The sequence below is a fragment of the Quisquiliibacterium sp. genome, from assembly GCF_982640115.1.
Window position 1 is genome coordinate 20,602 of record NZ_CEXFHW010000001.1, and the last position, 16,589, is coordinate 37,190.

Genomic DNA, 16,589 nt, shown 5'->3' on the forward strand with positions numbered 1-16,589 from the left:
CGCGCAGGCCTACTTCAGCACCTCGAAGAGATTGTTGTAGTCGTCGGTCCAGGGGCGGCGGCCGGCCGGCGCGGGCAGCTCCTGCGCGTCGGCCTGCTCGCGCAGGGTGCGGATCAGCCGCTCGTTGGCGGTGATGACCACCCAGTCGGTGCGGTAGAGGTGACTCGACTCCGGCGGATCGTCGAGCACCAGCATGGCTTTCCAGCCCAGGGCGTCGGCCATCTGCCGCACCACGCCCTTCAGGTCGAGGTAGCGGTTGCTGATGTGGATGGCGATCGCGCCGTCATCGCGCACATGGCGACGATAGACCTGCGCTGCCTCGCGGGTGAGCAGGTGCACCGGGATGGAGTCGCTGGAGAAGGCATCGACCGCGAGCAGGTCCAGGCCCTGCGGTGATTCCTTCTCGAGCACCAGGCGGGCGTCGCCCAGCGGGGTCTCGATCTTCGCCTTGCTGTCGGGCAGGTAGCTGAAGTGCCGGCGAGCCCAGTCGAGCACCAGCGGGTTGAGCTCGTAGATGCGGTACTCGTCGCCGGCACGGCCATAGGTGGCGAGCGTGCCCACACCCAGGCCGATCAGGCCGACCTTCTGGCCGCGGCTGGGCTCGGCGGCGCGCAGTGCGAGGATGCTGCGACCCACCCCGGAGCTCTCGCCGTAATAGGTGGTGGTCATGGTTCGCCGCTTCGGGTCGCGATACTGCTCGCCGTGGGTGATCACGCCATGCAGCAGCCGCCAGACCGCGTTGGGGTCACTGTCGGGTGCGGTGGCCTTCACCCGCAGGGTGCCGTAGAAGTTGCGGGCGATGGCCACGCCGTCCTCACGCACATAGCCGGCGTAGTCGTGCACCGCCACCACCGCCGCGCACAGTGCCGCCGCGGCCACCAGCCGCATCGGGCCGCGGGCCATCAGCACCGCGAGCAGGGTGACCAGCACCAGCGCGGCCGGCAGCTCCCAGTACCAGGAAAGCGCCACCGGCGCGGCCAGGCCCACCAGCAGCCCACCGACCGCACCGCCGAGCGACACCATCAGGTAGAAGCGGGTGAGGTGACGGGGCGCGGGCTTGCGCGCCACCAGCTCGCCATGACAGAACAGGCAGCACACGAACAGTCCCAGGGCGAACAGCGGCACGGCCTGCGACAACGGCAGCAGCGAGCGTTCGATCGCCGGTGGCCACAGCGGGTCGAGCCGGGGCCGCCAGCTCAGCGCCAGCAGCATGAGCAACGCCAGCAGCCCGGCCAGGGGCACCACCAGCCGGCGCTTGTACCAGCCGTCGCCGTCGAAGCACATGATGAAGGTGATCAGGTAGAGGGCGAGCGGCAGCACCCACAGGAAGGGGATCGAGGCCACGTTCTGCGTGATGTGCGTGGTGATCGCCAGCAGCAGTACCGAGCCCAGCGCCGACAGACCGAGCCAGGCGGCCTGCGCGCGCCAGCCGGGCGCCGCGGCATCGGTGTCGATCGGCGTCGCGCCGCTGGTGTTCGCCCCGGTTTGGCCGGCGGCCGGGGCATCGTCGGGGGTGTCGGGCGCCTGCCCGCCGCCCGCGGCCACGGGCAAGCGCCGGGCGCCCGCCCAGGCCGAGCCGATCGCCATCAGCGCAAAGAGCGCATAGGCCGCGCTCCAGCCCCAGGACTGCAGGCGGCCGGTGGCGTTGGGTTCGATCAGCGGCGGGTAGGCCACCAGCGCCAGCATGGAGGCGACATTGCTCAGGGCATACAGCCGGTACACCTGGCCACCCTGGTAGCGACGCGAGAACCAGGCCTGCACCAGCGGCCCGGTGGTCGAGAGCATCAGGTAGGGCAGACCGATGGTGAGCGCGAGCAGCAGCAGGATGCGCCCCACCGGATCGCTGGCATCGACCGGCTTGAGCGCTTCGCTCGGGGCGATCGGCAGCAGCGCGAGGCTGACCAGCAGCAGCACGGTGTGCACGATCGCCTGTCGGCGCGGGCTGGCGTGGCGGATGAGCAGGTCGGAATAGAAGTAGCCGGCAAGCAGGGTGAGCTGGAAGAACACCATGCAGGTGGTCCACACCGCTGCCGAACCGCCGAACCAGGGCAGGATCTGTTTGGCGATGATCGGCTGCACCAGGAACAGCAGGAAGGCCGACAGCGTGATGGTCGAGGCGAACAGGATCACTCGTAGACTCCGAGGCTGGCCAGGGCAGCATCGACCGCCGGCTCCCACCCGCGATTGGCCGCCGGCGATGCCGGGCTGGGATGCAGGATCTGGCCCACGCGGATCGCCGTGCGATCGCCGCCCGCGCTGAAGGCGGGGCGGGCCAGCACGGCCTGCAGGCGTCTGGCGGCGAAGCCGCCGATGCCGATCGCCCACTGCGGGCGCAGCGCCTGCAGTGCACGCGCGAGATGGTCGTCGCAGGCCTCGCGCAGCGCCGCCGCCTCGGCCGCGGGCAGGCGGTCGGGGGTGAAGTTGCGGCCCGAGTCCTCGAGGAACACCAGCGGGCACCAGTTGAGCACGAAGCTGTGGGCGAAGAACGCATCCGCGCTGCCGAAGCGCGCCGCCGCCCAGCCCCACAGCCGCCGGCCGCTCACCTCGGAGCGGCGGCAGTCGAAGCCCTCGATGGGGCGCCTGGGATGGCCGCCCGCGGGCTGGCTCACCGGCGCGACGATGCCCATCCAGTCGCGCACCGCAGCCACCTCGCCGAAGGGCACGCCGGTCTGCATCATGCCGAAGGGGCCGGGATTCATGCCGAGGAACACCGCCTTGCGCTCACCCTCGCCGTAGCGCCGCAGGTAGGCCTCGTGAGGAGCCCAGGCGTACTCGAGCGGGTTGAGCACATGGGTCACCGGCGGGCTGAAGTGCAGCCGGGATACGGCGTCGCCGAGATCCCTGGCCGCGTCGATCAGCGCGTCTGCAGTCATGGGGGCGCATGGTAGCCGAAGGCCCATCGGATCGATCCTCGTCCGCGTTGCGCGCCTTGACATCCCGCGCGCCGGCCCCTAGGGTGCGGGTCGATTGTCGCTCTCTCCACGCCGAGGTCGCGCCTTGAACATGATGTCCACGCCGGGGCTCGACGCCGCGGCGCCCCGCCCTGATCGCATTGCCTACCGCAAGCCCCAGCCCTGGGGGATGACGCCTGACATGGTCGTCGCTGATGCCTGCACCGCCGACGAGCGGCTTTGGGCCCCGGTGGCGCCCGACATCTGGTCGCGGCCGCTGCACCTGAATGTCAGCGCCGGCTGGTACACCCATGTGCTGCGGGTGCGTCGCTCGGGCGTGCTGCAGCGCCACCGCCATTCCGGTGCGGTGCATGCCTTCGTGATCAAGGGCCGCTGGCATTACCTCGAACACGACTGGTTCGCCGAGGAAGGCAGTTACATCTTCGAGCCGCCTGGCGAGACCCACACCCTCACCGTGCCCGACGACTGCGCCGAGATGATCACGCTGTTCACCGTGCACGGCCTGCTCGCCTATGTCGATCCCGACGGCAACGCCATCGGCTACGACGATGTCTTCACGCGCATCGAGAAGTACCGGGCCCACTTCGAGGCGGTCGGTCTTGGCGCCGACCATGTCCGTCATTTCATGAGATAAGCAGTTTCATCCGTCCGGCCCCTGGCGGGGCAGGGCCTTTCGCCAAACGCCGGTACAGGCGGGGCAGCATCATTTCAGAGAACGCACCTAGGAGACACGCATGATCAGTCGCTTCCTGGCGGGGATTGCCCTCGCCGTTGCCGCCGTGGGCGCTTTCGCTCAGGGCAAGGAGATCAAGATCGGGGTGGTCTATGACCTCACCGGCCCGCTCGCCGCAGGCGGCTCCTATGCGGGCTATCTCGGCACCAAGTATGCGATCGACATGATCAACGAGCGCGGCGGCGTGGGCGGCTACAAGATCCGCCCCATCTATGCCGACGCGCAGTCCAAGCCCGACGTCGCCATCAACGAGACCACCCGCCTGCTCGAGCAGGAGAAGGTCGACATGCTGATGGGCGTGTTCTCGTCGGCGCACTGCGTGCCCATGTCGCAGAAGGCCGATGCCGCCCGCAAGTTCTTCTGGGCCAACATCTGCGTGGCCTCCAGCGTCTTCAAGGACAAGAACCTGAAGTATGTGTTCCGGGCGCAGGTGCACTCGGACCAGCACGGCTGGGCCTCGTGCAACTTCCTGGCCGAGAACGCCAAGGCGCGCCTGGGCAAGGACCCCAAGGACCTCAAGGTGGCCATCATCTATGAAGACGGCCCCTACGGCAGCGGTGTGGCTGCCGGCAACGAGGCCACCTGCAAGGGCCTGGGCATGCAGGTGGCGCTCAAGGAGGGCTATGCCGCCACCGCGCCCGACCTCTCGCCGCTGGTCACCAAGCTCAAGCGGGCGCGCGCCGATGTCATCCTGCACACCGGTTACAACCCCGACATCACGCTGTTCCTGCGTCAGGCCAAGGAGCAGGGCCTGAAGTGGTCGGCGCTGATCGGCCACGGCGCCGGCTATGGCCAGTTCGACAAGCTCTTCTCCACCTTCAAGGATGACGCCAACCTGATCTACAACGTCGATCCGGTGGCCGCGCAGCTGCTCGATCCCAAGACCCTGGCCCCCGGCCTCGGCGATGTCACCAAGGAGATGGTCCGCCGCTACAAGGCCGATGTGAAGGGCGACGAGGTTCCGCCCCATCTTTCGATGGGCTTCAACCAGGCCTGGATCTTCTTCACCGATGTCATGCCGCGTGCCATCCGCAATCACGGCGGCATCGACTCCGAGGCGCTTCGCAAGGCCGCTCTCGAGACCGACATTCCGGTGGGCGGCACCATCCAGGGCTATGGCGTGAAGTTCTTCCAGCCGGGCACCTCCATGGCCGGCCAGAACGAACGCTCCTCGCCAGTGGTCATGCAGTACAGCGCCAACGACACCTTCATCGTCTGGCCCAGCGCGCTCAAGACCCGCGATGCGGTGCTGCCGCTGCCGCGCGGTCACACCTACGCGCCCTGAGCCCGCTCCATGCTTGAAGTCAACCGCCTCACCAAGCGGTTCGGCGGGTTCACGGCTGTCAACGAGGTCACGTTCCAGGTCGCCCGGGGAGAGATCCTCGGGCTGATCGGACCCAACGGCTCGGGCAAGAGCACGACCTTCAACGTCATTGCCGGCCTGTACCCCCCGTCCGCCGGTTCCGTGCGCTTCGACGGTACCGAGATCGGTGGGCAGCCCCCGAACCAGATCTGCCGCCGCGGCCTCGCCCGGACCTTCCAGATCCCGCGTCCGTTCAGGCGGCTGTCCATCCTCGAGAACGCCACGCTCGCGGCCTTCTACGGCGCCAGTGAACCGATCTCCGAGGGCCAGGCCCGGAGCCGCGCAGTCGACGCGCTGCGGCTGATCGGTCTGCCCACCGAGGCGTCGGCCCGGGTCGATGGCCTGGGTGCAGCCGGACTGAAGAAGCTCGAGATGGCGCGCGCCCTGGCCACCCAGCCCAAGGTGCTGCTCGCCGACGAGAGCCTCGGCGGGCTCGACGAGACCGAGATGAACCAGGCGGCTGACATGCTCAAGCTGATCCGCGACGAGCGCGGGGTCACCATCATCTGGGTGGAGCACATCATGGGCGTGCTGATGCGGGTGATCGACCGCTGCATCGTGCTCGATCACGGCGAGCTCATCGCCCAGGGCAAGCCGGCCGAGATCGCTCACGACCCCAGGGTGATCGAGGTCTACCTCGGCACCGATGCCGGCGAAGTGCAGCAGCAGGTGAAGGCGCGCGCGTCATGAAGCCCATGCTGCAGGTCAATGGAGTGAGCGCCGGCTACGGCAGCTTTCAGGCGCTCTTCGATGTCTCGCTGGAGGTGCGTGCCGGCGAGTCGGTGGCGGTGATCGGCCCCAACGGCGCCGGCAAGACCACGCTGCTGCGCGCGATCTCCCGGTTGATCGACGCCCGCTCCGGCGAGATGTCGATGGAGGGGCGCCGTTACAACCAGCTGCCCGCCCACGAGGTGATCTCGCTGGGCATCGCCCAGGTGCCGGAGGGCCGAAGGCTGTTTCCGCGGCTCACCGTCGAGGACAACCTGCGCATGGGCGCCTTCCTGCCCGCGGCGCGGGCGGAATTCCCGCGCCGGCTCGAGATGGTCTATTCGCTGTTTCCGCGCATGAAGGAACGTCGGCTGCAGCTTGCCGGCACCATGTCGGGCGGCGAGCAGCAGATGTGCGCGATCGGCCGGGCGCTGATGAGCGGCCCGAAGCTGCTCCTGCTCGACGAGCCCTCCGCGGGTCTGGCGCCGGTGATCGTGCAGTCGATCTTCGAGGTCATCCGAAAGATGAGCGCCGAGGGCTACACCGTGCTCATCGTGGAGCAGAACATCCAGCAGGTGCTCAAGGTGGTCGACCGCGCCTACCTGCTGGAGACCGGGCGCATCCGCGCCAGCGGACCGGCGGCCGAGCTGCTGGCCAGCGACGATATCCGTCGCGCCTATCTCGGCGTCTAGCAGGGGCTCACGGTGGACCAGATCTTCGACATCTTCCTGCTCGAGGCGGTGCTCAACGGCCTGCTGCTTGGCGGGCTGCTCGCCCTGCTCTCGTTGGGCCTGAACCTCATCTTCGGCGTGATCGACGTGGTGTGGATCTGCTACGCCGAGCTGATCATGGTCGGCATGTACGCCATCTGGTGGCTCCATTCCAGCCAGGGCGTCCCGCTGTGGGCGGCCTTCGTCGTGGCGATCGCCTTCGTGGCGGCGCTCGGCGCACTGATGCACCAGTTCGTCATCCGGCCGGTGCTCAGCGCCGAGCCGATCAACCAGCTGCTGGTCACCGGTGGCGTGCTGTTCCTGCTGCAGGCGCTGGCCACCGTGTTCTTCGGGGTGGAGTTCCGCAGCATCGGTGTGCGTCTGCCCGGCGTGAATGTGGGCGAGATGAGCTTCTCGCTCTCGCGCATGGTGGCCTTCGCGGTCGCGGCCGTGGCCATCGCCGTCACCTACCTGTTCCTGAACCGCACCTACATGGGCACGGCCATCCGGGCTATCAGCCAGGACCGCACCATCATGCCGCTCATGGGTGTGAACCCCGGCCGGGTCTACCTGCTCACCTCGGCCATGGGCGGTGCGCTGGCCGGGCTGGCAGCCTGTCTGCTGGTGCTTCAGTACGACATCCACCCGGCGATCGGGCTGTCCTTCGGACCGCTCACCTTCCTCATCTGCGTGCTCGGCGGCCTGGGCAACCTGGTGGGCGGCTTCGTGGCGGCCTTCGTGTTCGCCCAGTTCATCTCGGTGGGCGGGTACTTCCTGCAGCTCGAGTGGGGCTACGTGATCGCCTTCGTGTTCTTCATCATGACGATGTTCTGGAAGCCCGAGGGCCTCCTGTCGAAACGGCGGTGACCATGCGCAACCTCGCTCTCGCACTTCTGGCGGTGGCGCTGGTGCTGCCGCTCACCGGCATCGGCAACTACCCGCTGCACCTGATGGTCACCGGCCTGCTCTGGTCGTTCATCTACACCAGCTGGTCGATCATGGGCCGGCTCGGTCTGGTGAGCTTCGGTCACGGCGCTTTCCTGGGGATCGGTGCCTACTCGGTGGTGCTGCTGTGGAACGCCTTCGGCCTGTCGCCCTGGATCGGCATGCTCGTGGGCCTGGCCATCACCCTGGTGGTGGCCTTCCTGATCGGCTGGCCCTGCTTCCGCTTCAAGATCGTGGGCCACTACTTCGCGCTGGTGACGCTGGCGCTGTCCGAGGTGGCGCGGCTGGTGATCGTGGGGCTGCGCGATGTCACTGGCGGTTCGCTGGGCCTCACGCCGAAGTCGGCGCTGGGTGGCGACGAGACCTGGTCGCTGGTGGCCTTGCAGTTCTCCAGCAAGCAGGTCTGGTTCTACCTGATGCTCGGCTGCTGGCTGGTGGCGCTCTATGTCTGGCATCGGGTCGACCGGAGCATGAACCGCCTTGCGCTCGAGGCGATCAGCGAGGAGGAGGACGCCGCCGCTTCCATCGGCATCAATGTCTCGCGCGCCAAGCTCAGCGTCACGCTGCTGTCGGCGGCCATGACCTGCATCGGCGGGGTGCTCTACGCGCAGTACCAGCTCTATGTGAACCCTGACACCGTCTCGGGCATCGGCATCTCGCTGCAGATGGTGTTCGGTGTGATCGCTGGCGGCATGTTCGTGATGCTCGGACCCACCGTGGGCGCGATCTTCCTGCTGGTCCTCTCGGAGTCCCTGCGAGTGCTGATCGGCAATCAGGCGCTCGGCGTGGACATCACCATCTACGGGCTGCTGCTGATCCTGTTCATCATCTTCATGCCCAAAGGCATCCTGGGCGCCCTGCTCGAGCGGGTGGGCGCCCGGCCGGCAGCGGCTCAGCAGCCGGCCGCGCCTGCCTCTCAGCCGGTGAAGTAGCGGCGCCCGTCGTAGCGCGGGTCGGGCTCGCTCACCGGCTTGAGAATGCCGCTGCAGCGGGCCACCATGGCATCGCCGGTGGTGAAAAGGCCCTGCGCGAAGACCAGGCTGCGGGCCACCCGCAGCACCTGCATGCGGCCCTCCACCCAGTCGCCCTCCTGGGCCGGGCCGATGAAGTCGCAGGTGACATTCACCGTGGTGAAGTACCGGTTGACCCGGCCTTCGATGTTGCTGCCCATGAGCAGCAGCATGTCCGAAAGGGTCATGATCATGCCGCCATGGCAGGTGCCGCCGGGATTGCAGTGGCGCCGCTCGATGCGGATGCCCAGCACGAAGCGCTCGTCTTCCAGCCGACCGTAGAGCGGGCCGATGCCGTCGATGAACGGATTGGTGGGCATGCGCATGAGGGTGAATCCCTCGGGCACATCCGCGCCCCGCGAGCCTGGTGCCGGGCGGCCGGCATCATCGCCGGCGCTGGAGTCGGTGGTTCGGGTCATGGCTGCTCGGCGACGAGTTCAGTGGCCACGCTGCGCAGGTCCATCTCGAACTCGAGTTCGAGGATGGGCGGGCGGCAGGTGTGCCAGGTGAGGCCCGTGGCGGTGAGCCCGGCCGCGGCAAAGCGGCTGGCAAGCAGCGGGTGGAAGTCATGCACGGTGTAGATCTGCGAGGCGGTGATTGCCGACCAGTCGGCGCCGAGCGCGTTGGCGCGCGAGCGCATGGTGGCCAGCACATAGTCGACCTTGCTGGCGAAGCCGGTGGCCGAGAGATCGCCGCGGGCGACGATGCCCTCGGGGAAGGGCTGATCCTCGGGCCACTCGCCGCTGCCCGCCACCACGAAGTGGCGCGCGGCGAGGGCGTTCGCAGCCGGCACCGTGTAGCTGAAGGCGTGGAAGCCGGGCTCGGCGGGCGGGTCGAAGGCGGGGCAGACATTGCTGCGGGCCACCGGGTTGCGACCGTCACGGTACAGACCCCACTGCTCGAGCACCGCCACATAGCCGGTGTTGAACCCGCGGAAGCCCTCGAGCGTGAACGGCCTGGGCGAGCGCAGCTCGGCCGCGCACAGCGCGGTGAGGGGTCGGCCGCGGGCCTTGAGGTGCGCGGCAATGGCGGCGAAGCCTTGTTGCACCGGCACTGGCCGGCGCCACCGCACCCGCTCGATGACATGACCCGGCAGCGCGACCACGCCCTGCGAATACGGGAAGCCGCCGAGCTGGAAGGCATAGCCGCCTGGTTCGAATGCGATCACCGGACTCATGCTCGGGCCTCCGATATGCTTGGGGGTTGATGCACGCGCAGCCGGTGTGGCTGCGCGAGCCGCCGAGTATAGAGCCCTGCCGAGGAGACCTCCCCCATGAACCAACCGAATTCCGCCGCGCTGCCCGCCGACATGCGCTACATCGACCATGGCCGCGGTGGCGCGCCCGAGGTGCTGGTGCCGCAGCGCGCCGCCCTGCCGGTGCCGGGCTCCGACGAGATCCTGGTCCGGGTGGCCTATGCCGGGGTCAACCGCCCCGATGTGCTTCAGCGCAGCGGCAACTATCCGCCGCCGCCGGGAGCATCCCCCTGGCTCGGCCTCGAGGTCTCGGGCCAGGTGGCGGCCGTGGGGTCCGCAGTCACGCAATGGCGGGTGGGCGATGCGGTCTGCGCGCTCACCAATGGCGGTGGCTATGCCGAGTTCGTCACCGTGCCCGCGGCGCAGGCGCTGCCGGTGCCGCGCGGGCTCTCGCTGCTGCAGGCAGCCGCCCTGCCCGAGACCTACTTCACCGTGTGGGCCAATGTCTTCGAGCGCGGCCGGCTCGCGGCCGGCGAAACCCTGCTCATCCATGGTGGCTCGTCGGGCATCGGCACCACCGCCATCCAGATGGCCAAGGCCTGGGGTGCCAAGGTGTATGTCACCGTGGGCAGCGCCGAGAAGGCGCTGGCCTGCACCCGCGACCTCGGCGCAGACCACGCCATCAACTACCGTACCCACGACTTCCTTGCCGAGGTGATGCAGCTCACCGACAAGCGTGGCGTCGATGTCATTCTCGACATGGTGGGCGGGGACTACATCGGCCGCAATCTGAAGGCCCTCGCGCTCGAGGGCCGGCTGGTGCAGATCGCCTTCCTGCAGACCTCCAAGGTCGACATCGACCTCATGCCGGTGATGATCAAGCGTCTGACCGTCACCGGTTCCACCTTGCGCGCCCGGCCCGCGGCCGACAAGGCGCGGCTTGCCGCCGAGCTGCGCGCCAGGATCTGGCCGCATCTCGAGCAGGGCCGCATGCTGCCGGTGATCAACAAGGTCTACCCGCTGGCGCAGGCCGCCCAGGCCCACCGGCACATGGAATCCTCCGAGCACATCGGCAAGCTGATGCTCGAGGTGGCCGGCGGCTGAGCGGGCGGCCGGCGCGGCCGGGCGACCGGCGGGCCAGCCCAGCCGGCGGCGCGCCCGCCCGGGAAGCGCGATGCGTGCCGCTCAGGTGGGCGTTTGCGCCAGACGCTCTTCCCGCGACGGGCCGAGCAGCCGGTAAAGCACCGGCAGCACCAGCAGCGTGAGGCTGGTGGAAGTGATCAGCCCGCCAATCACCACCACCGCCAGCGGCCGGGTCACCTCCGACCCGGGGCCGTCGGCAAACAGCATCGGCAGCAGCGCCAGCATGGCCACCGTGGCGGTCATCATCACCGGCCGGAATCGATGGGCGCAGCCCTCGCGCACCGCCGCGGCGATGTCGCCACCGCGCTCGAGCAGATGCCGGAACTCGCTGATCAGCACCACGCCGTTGAGCACCGCGATGCCCCAGAGGTTGATGAAGCCCACCGCGGCCGGCACCGACAGGTACTCCCCTGCCAGCAGCAGACCGAACACGCCGCCGATGGCCGCCAGCGGCAGCACCGTGATGATCAGCGCCGCCTGCCGGGCCGAGTCGAAGAGCAGGAACAGCAGGAAGAAGATCGCCGCCACGGTGATCGGAATGATCAGCGAGAGCCGCTTGATCGCCCGCTCCATGTTCTCGAACTGACCGCCCCACTCGAGGCGGTAGCCCGCCGGCAGCAGCACCTCGGCGGCGATGCGCGCCTGGGCCTGGGCGACATAGCCACCGAGATCGCGGCCCTGGACATTGGCGCCGATCACCAGCCGTCGCTGACCGTCCTCGCGCGAGATCTGCGGCGGGCCGTCAACCACCGAGATGTCGGCGACATCCTTGAGCGCGACCAGCGCCCCGCCCGGCGAGCGCAGCAGCAGGTTCGACACCGCCTCGACATTGCCTCGGAAGCCCTGCGGATAGCGCAGGAACAGGTCGTAGCGCCGCTCGCCCTCGTAGACCACCGACGCCACCCGGCCGCGCACCGCGGTCTCGATCAGGTCGTTGACATCCTCGACATTCAGGCCGAAGCGGGCGATCGCGTTGCGGTCGATGCGCACCGTCAGGTAGTTCTGACCGGTGACCCGCTCGACCCGCAGGTCGGTGGTGCCGGGCAGTGAGCCGAGGATGCGCGCGATCGCATCGCCACGCTCGCGCAGCACGGCGAGGTCTTCGCCGAAGACCTTGATCGCCACCTGCGAGCGCACGCCCGACACCATCTCGTCGACCCGGGCCGCGATCGGCTGGCTGATCGACACTTCCACGCCCGGCAGGAACTTCAGCTTCTCGCGGATGGCGTTGGCGATGTCGTCCTGATCCCAGCCGGCCGGCCATTCCTTGCGCGGCTTGAGGGTCACGATCGGATCGGACTCGTGCGGCAGGCCGGGGTCGGCGGCAGACTCGCCGCCGCCGAGTCGCGACATCACCCGGCTCACGCCCGGCACGGTGGCGATCGCGGCCATGGCCTCGAACTCCAGCTTGAGCGACTCGTCGAGCGAGATGCGCGGCACGCGCACGATCACCGGCGTGAGCTGACCCTCCTGCATGGTCGGGATGAACGCCGTGCCCAGCAGCGGCACGCAGGCCAGTGCCGCGGCCAGCAACGCCCCCGCGCCGAGGATCACCGAGCGGGCGTGGGCCAGGCACCAGTCGAGGGCGCGCAGATAGGGCTGCTTCAGGCGACGCAGCAGCCAGGTGTCCTCCTCCGAACCGCCGCGCAGCAGGTACGAGCAAAGCGCCGGGGTGAGCGTGAACGACAGCGCCAGCGAGATCGACAGCGCGATCGCGATGGTGAGTGCCAGCGGCCCGAACATCTTGCCCTCCATGCCCTGCAGCGACAGCAGCGGCAGGAACACCAGGATGATGATGCCCACGCCGTAGAGCACCGGCTTGCCGACATCGGTGGCAGCCTTGAGGATGATCTGGTCGCGGCGCACCCCCGGCCCGGCCGCCCGGCCGAGTGCCGCGAAGGCGTTCTCCACCACCACCACCGAGCCATCGACCATCAGACCGATCGCGATCACCAGGCCACCCAGCGACATGAGGTTGGCCGAGAGGCCGATCTCGCCCATGATGAGGAAGGTGACCAGCGGCGTGAGCACCAGCGTGCAGACCACGATCAGGCTCGATCGCAGATCGCCGAGAAACACGAACAGCACCGCGATCACCAGCACCACGCCCTCGAGCAGCACCTTGCCGACGGTGAGCAGGGCCGCGTCGACCAGATCGGTGCGATCGTAGAAGGGCACGATCTTCAGGCCACCGGGCAGCACGCCGCTGCGGTTGATGCGCTCGACCTCCTTGCGCACCGCGCCGACCACCTCGCGGGCATTGGCGCCGCGCTGCATCATGACGATGCCGGCAACCGCCTCGGTGACGCCGTCGCGCACGATCGCGCCGCGCCGTACCTCCTCGCCGAAGCGCACCTCGGCCACATCGCGCAGATACACCGGGATGCCGCGCACCTCGCGCAGCACGATGTTGCGGATGTCCTCCAGCGAGCCGATCAGGCCGGTGCCGCGGATCAGGTACTGCTCGGCCTTGACCGGCAGCGCGCCGCCCGAGGAGTTGGCGTTGTTGCGCGCCAGCGCCTGCAGCAGGTCGCGGATGGTGAACCCGTAGTAGCGCAGACGCTCGGGGTTGGCCTCGACCTGGTACTGGCGCACATAGCCGCCCTGCGAGTTGATCTCGGCCACGCCCGGCACCGAGCGCAGCAGCGGCCGCACGGTCCAGTCCTGCAGGTCGCGACGGCGCTTGAGTTCGGCGATATCGAGCCGCCGGTTGCCGTCATCGGGATGCTCGAGGGTGTACTGGTAGATCTCGCCCAGGCCGGTGGACACCGGGCCGAGCACCGGCGTGACCCCCTCGGGCAGACGCTGGCCGACCTCGATCAGACGCTCGAGCACCACCTGCCGCGCGAACCAGACATCGGTGCTGTCGGTGAAGACCAGGGTCACCAGCGACAGCCCGTTGCGGTTGAGCGATCGCATCTCCACCAGGCCGGGGATGCCGCGCATGGCGATCTCCACCGGCACGGTCACGAAGCGCTCCACCTCCTCGGGCGGGCGCCCCGGCGCTTCGGTGGCCACCTGGACCTGCACATTGGTCACATCCGGAAAGGCATCGACCGGCAGGGCGCGCAGGCTGAACAGGCCGAGACCGACCAGCGCGAGGGCAAGCACGGCGAGCACCAGCCGCTGGCGCAGCGACCACGCCATCAGGGAACGGATCATGGCAAGGGCTCCCGGCTCAGCGACCGTCGAGCGCGCGCTGCATGCGCGCGTTGTTCAGGTGGAAGGCACCGTCGAGCGCGAGCTGCGTGCCGGGCGGCAGCGGCCGCAGCAGCGCCCGCATGCCGTCACGCTCGGGGCCGACCTCGGCCGGCACCATGCGGAATACGCCAGGGCGAACCTGCAGGTAGAGGTGATCGGCGTTGCCCTCACGAACCACGGCGCTGGCCGGTACCACCTGACGCTCGGCGGAGCGCCCCTCGACGAGCATGCTGATCAGCATCGAGGGTTTGAATCGCCCGCCCCGATTCTCGAGGTCGACACCCACCCGGACGGTGCGGGTCTCGGGGTTGACCACATCGGCAACGAAGGCCACCCGGCCGTCGAAGCGTTCATTGTCGAGCGCCGGCACCTCGATCTGCACCCGCTGACCGGTCTTCACGAACTGCGCGTCCTGCTCGGGCACTTCGGCAACCGCCCACAGCGCGGTCAGGTCCGACACCACGAACAGCACATCGGCGGGGTTGACCACCTGGCCCTGCGCGACCTTGCGCTCGATCACCGTGCCGCCCAGCGTGGCGGTGATCGCGGCGGTGGGCTGGATCTGGCCGGTGCTCTCCAGCCGGGCGATGCGCTCCACGGTCAGGCCCAGCGCCCGCAACTGGTCGGACGAGGCCCGCTTCTCGGCAGCGGCCACGGTGAGCTCGCCCTGGCGCCGCTGCAGCTCTGCCGAGCCGATCACATCGGCCTCGAGCAGCAGGCGTGCCCGCTCGACCGCCTGCGTGAGCAGCTGCTGCTGCGAGTGCGCGCGCAGGAAATTCAGCTGCGCCTGCGCCAGCTCGGGGCTGTTGATCTCGGCCAGCACCTGGCCCTGGCGAACCACCTGGCCGATCTGCGCATCGATCTGCGTGAGCCGGCCCGTGATCGGCGCGCCGATCCGCGAGCTGCGGTTCTGGTTGGCCTCCAGGCGGCCGGCGATGCGGATGGTGTCCACCACGCGTCGGGTGCTCACCGAGCCGATCACCACCCGGCGCGCGAGCGCCTCGTCGATGGTGAGTTCCAGCGGGTCGTTCGTGGCCGCGCCCGGGGCACCCGCCGCCGGCGTGGTGGCGCTCTTGCCGGCGGTGGCCGGCGCCGTGGCCTCGCGCTGTCCGCAGCCGCTTGCCAGAAGTGCGACCAGTGCGGTCGCGCCCAATGCCATCAGAGTGGAGAATGTCATCGTCCGGCCAGCCTTTCGAGTTCGGTACGGGCGCGCTGAAGATCGAAGCGCGCGGCGATCAGGTCATTGCGCACCAGCCTGAACTGGCGCTGCGCGTCGAGGTATTCGAGGATGCCGCGCTCGCCCAGGCGGTAGGCCGCCTCGGCGATGGCCAGCACCTGGCGGGCCCGGGCGAGCACGCCGCCTTCGATGGCCTGCACCTGGGAGCGGGCCACCTGGTAGGCCTGCCAGGCACCCTCGAAGGCGGCTTCGGTCTCGAAGCGCCGCTGCACCAGCGCGACCCGGGCCCGCTCGCTCTGGGCGATCGCCTCGGCGATCGGGCCCTCGCGCCGATCAAGCAGCGGCAGGCTCATCTGCACGCCCAGGCGGGTCAGCCGCGCCGCCGGGTCGTGTTCATGGCTCGCCCGCACCGTCAGCTGCGGCACGATCCGGGTGCGCTCGAGCGCGATCTGCCGGTCGGCAGCCGACCACTGCTCGCGAGCCAGCGCGATCTCCGGGTTGCGGTCCTCCACCCGACGGCGCAGCGCGAGGTAGTCGGCCTCCCCCAGCATGCGGCTGTCGATGTCGCTGGTGCCGAGCTCGAACTCGCTTTCCAGACTCGGGCCGACCAGCTGGCGCATGCCGACCTGGGCCTCGCGGATGCGCAGCCGGGTGGCTTCGAGGCTTCGGCGCACGCCGGCCACCTCGCCCTCGGCCCGCAGCGAGTCGAAGCGCGGCGCCTCGCCGGCACGCACCCGCACCTCGATGCGATCGCGGATCTGCTCGGTGAGGATCAGGTCCTCCTGCAGCGCCTGCTGCTCGGCCCGCAGTCGCAGCAGCTCGAAGAAGCGCTCGCGCACCGCTGCCACCAGCCGTGACTGGGTGACTCCGGTCTCGGCCAGGGCCACGACAACACGGGCCTCGGCGCTGGCTGAGCGCGCCGCACGCAGCCGCGGGTTCTCGATCGGCTGCGCGAGCGACAGGGCGGTGCTTGCGCCGGCGGGCTCGCCGGGCAGACGCGGCACCAGCCGGCCGGGTTCGATGACGATCTCGGGATTGGGCAGCGCGCGGGCGGTGATCAGGCCCGCCCGGGCTTCGGCCTGCTGGGCACGGCTGGTGGCCAGTGCCGGGCTTTCGTTCAAGGCCCTGTCGATCAGCGCTTCAAGGGTGTAGGTGGGCGTGGCAGCGCCCAGGGGCGCCGAGGCGCCCGCGATCAGCAGGCCGAGCAGGGCTGCGAGGCCCCGATGCGGCGTCGATCGGCGCCAGGTGTGCGGTGACATTCGGACTCCGTGTTGGTTGATGACCCGCACGGACCTCGTGGAACCGTGCCTGGGCTGGCGACGGTCTGGCCGACGGATCTGATGATCCGCGCCTGCGCCGGAGGCCGTCGGGCCTCGGAATGGCGACACAGGCAGAGTCGGTGATCCCGACCCCGGTTACTCCCCGAACCCCCTCATTTTGCCTGTCGGGCGGCGAGCCTCGGCCTTTCGCCCCTGCGCGGTGTGGGCGATTG

Annotated in this window: 14 protein-coding genes; 7 read left to right on the top strand and 7 right to left on the bottom strand. The window is 69.3% G+C overall.

All coding sequences use genetic code 11. The features are described from left to right. Positions 1–9: 9 nt before the first annotated feature. Complete coding sequence (locus AC2H6A_RS00095) at positions 10–2,130, bottom strand: spermidine synthase (RefSeq protein WP_484271079.1); 2,121 nt, start codon at positions 2,128–2,130, stop codon at positions 10–12. Continuing rightward, entirely contained in the window at positions 2,127–2,873 is a 747-nt protein-coding gene (locus AC2H6A_RS00100) for a uracil-DNA glycosylase family protein (RefSeq protein ID WP_484271080.1), read from the bottom strand. The genes AC2H6A_RS00095 and AC2H6A_RS00100 overlap by 4 nt, the downstream gene beginning before the upstream one ends. A gap of 130 nt (positions 2,874–3,003) precedes the next feature. Here AC2H6A_RS00100 and AC2H6A_RS00105 point away from each other — a divergent pair, with 130 nt between their 5' ends. The 6 genes from AC2H6A_RS00105 to AC2H6A_RS00130 all read left to right on the top strand — a co-directional run bounded on the left by AC2H6A_RS00105 (position 3,004) and on the right by AC2H6A_RS00130 (position 8,303). Further along, positions 3,004–3,546, top strand: coding sequence for a 2,4'-dihydroxyacetophenone dioxygenase family protein (locus AC2H6A_RS00105; RefSeq protein WP_484271119.1), 543 nt, complete (start codon positions 3,004–3,006; stop codon positions 3,544–3,546). A gap of 100 nt (positions 3,547–3,646) precedes the next feature. Further along, positions 3,647–4,930 carry an ABC transporter substrate-binding protein gene (locus AC2H6A_RS00110; RefSeq protein WP_484271081.1) on the top strand — a complete coding sequence of 428 codons (1,284 nt, stop codon included), beginning with the start codon at positions 3,647–3,649 and terminating at the stop codon, positions 4,928–4,930. 9 nt (positions 4,931–4,939) lie between these two features. Then, positions 4,940–5,698, top strand: coding sequence for an ABC transporter ATP-binding protein (locus AC2H6A_RS00115; RefSeq protein WP_484271082.1), 759 nt, complete (start codon positions 4,940–4,942; stop codon positions 5,696–5,698). Continuing rightward, positions 5,695–6,408 carry an ABC transporter ATP-binding protein gene (locus tag AC2H6A_RS00120; protein ID WP_484271083.1) on the top strand — a complete coding sequence of 238 codons (714 nt, stop codon included), beginning with the start codon at positions 5,695–5,697 and terminating at the stop codon, positions 6,406–6,408. Before AC2H6A_RS00115 ends, AC2H6A_RS00120 begins: the two co-directional genes overlap by 4 nt. 12 nt (positions 6,409–6,420) lie before the next feature. Beyond that, a complete protein-coding gene (locus tag AC2H6A_RS00125) occupies positions 6,421–7,293 on the top strand; it encodes a branched-chain amino acid ABC transporter permease (RefSeq protein WP_484271084.1) in 873 nt (290 codons plus the stop codon). 2 nt (positions 7,294–7,295) lie between these two features. Next, positions 7,296–8,303 carry a branched-chain amino acid ABC transporter permease gene (locus AC2H6A_RS00130; RefSeq protein ID WP_484271085.1) on the top strand — a complete coding sequence of 336 codons (1,008 nt, stop codon included), beginning with the start codon at positions 7,296–7,298 and terminating at the stop codon, positions 8,301–8,303. On the opposite strand, the gene AC2H6A_RS00135 is transcribed toward AC2H6A_RS00130, so the two are convergent. Together AC2H6A_RS00135 and cnbZ are read right to left on the bottom strand one after the other, a co-directional pair. Continuing rightward, positions 8,288–8,800, bottom strand: coding sequence for a PaaI family thioesterase (locus AC2H6A_RS00135; RefSeq protein WP_484271086.1), 513 nt, complete (start codon positions 8,798–8,800; stop codon positions 8,288–8,290). The two genes, AC2H6A_RS00130 and AC2H6A_RS00135, sit on opposite strands and share 16 nt — an antisense overlap. Beyond that, entirely contained in the window at positions 8,797–9,558 is a 762-nt protein-coding gene (gene cnbZ / locus AC2H6A_RS00140) for a 2-amino-5-chloromuconate deaminase CnbZ (RefSeq protein WP_484271087.1), read from the bottom strand. The genes AC2H6A_RS00135 and cnbZ overlap by 4 nt, the downstream gene beginning before the upstream one ends. Before the next feature lie 132 nt (positions 9,559–9,690). On the opposite strand from cnbZ, the gene AC2H6A_RS00145 reads away from it, so the two are divergent. Next, positions 9,691–10,680 (top strand): NAD(P)H-quinone oxidoreductase, encoded by a 990-nt coding sequence (locus AC2H6A_RS00145; protein ID WP_484271120.1) that lies wholly within the window; start codon positions 9,691–9,693, stop codon positions 10,678–10,680. An 81-nt stretch (positions 10,681–10,761) separates the two neighbouring features. Here AC2H6A_RS00145 and AC2H6A_RS00150 read toward each other — a convergent pair whose 3' ends face one another. From AC2H6A_RS00150 to AC2H6A_RS00160, 3 genes are read right to left on the bottom strand one after another with little or no spacing between them, the layout of a single operon-like run. Next, positions 10,762–13,881 (bottom strand): efflux RND transporter permease subunit, encoded by a 3,120-nt coding sequence (locus AC2H6A_RS00150; RefSeq protein ID WP_484271088.1) that lies wholly within the window; start codon positions 13,879–13,881, stop codon positions 10,762–10,764. A gap of 16 nt (positions 13,882–13,897) precedes the next feature. Then, positions 13,898–15,097: an efflux RND transporter periplasmic adaptor subunit gene (locus AC2H6A_RS00155; protein WP_484271089.1), complete on the bottom strand. Its 1,200-nt coding sequence runs from the start codon at positions 15,095–15,097 to the stop codon at positions 13,898–13,900. Then, positions 15,094–16,356, bottom strand: a complete 1,263-nt coding sequence (locus AC2H6A_RS00160) for a TolC family protein (protein WP_484271090.1) — start codon at positions 16,354–16,356, stop codon at positions 15,094–15,096. Before AC2H6A_RS00160 ends, AC2H6A_RS00155 begins: the two co-directional genes overlap by 4 nt. Positions 16,357–16,589 lie beyond the last annotated feature (233 nt).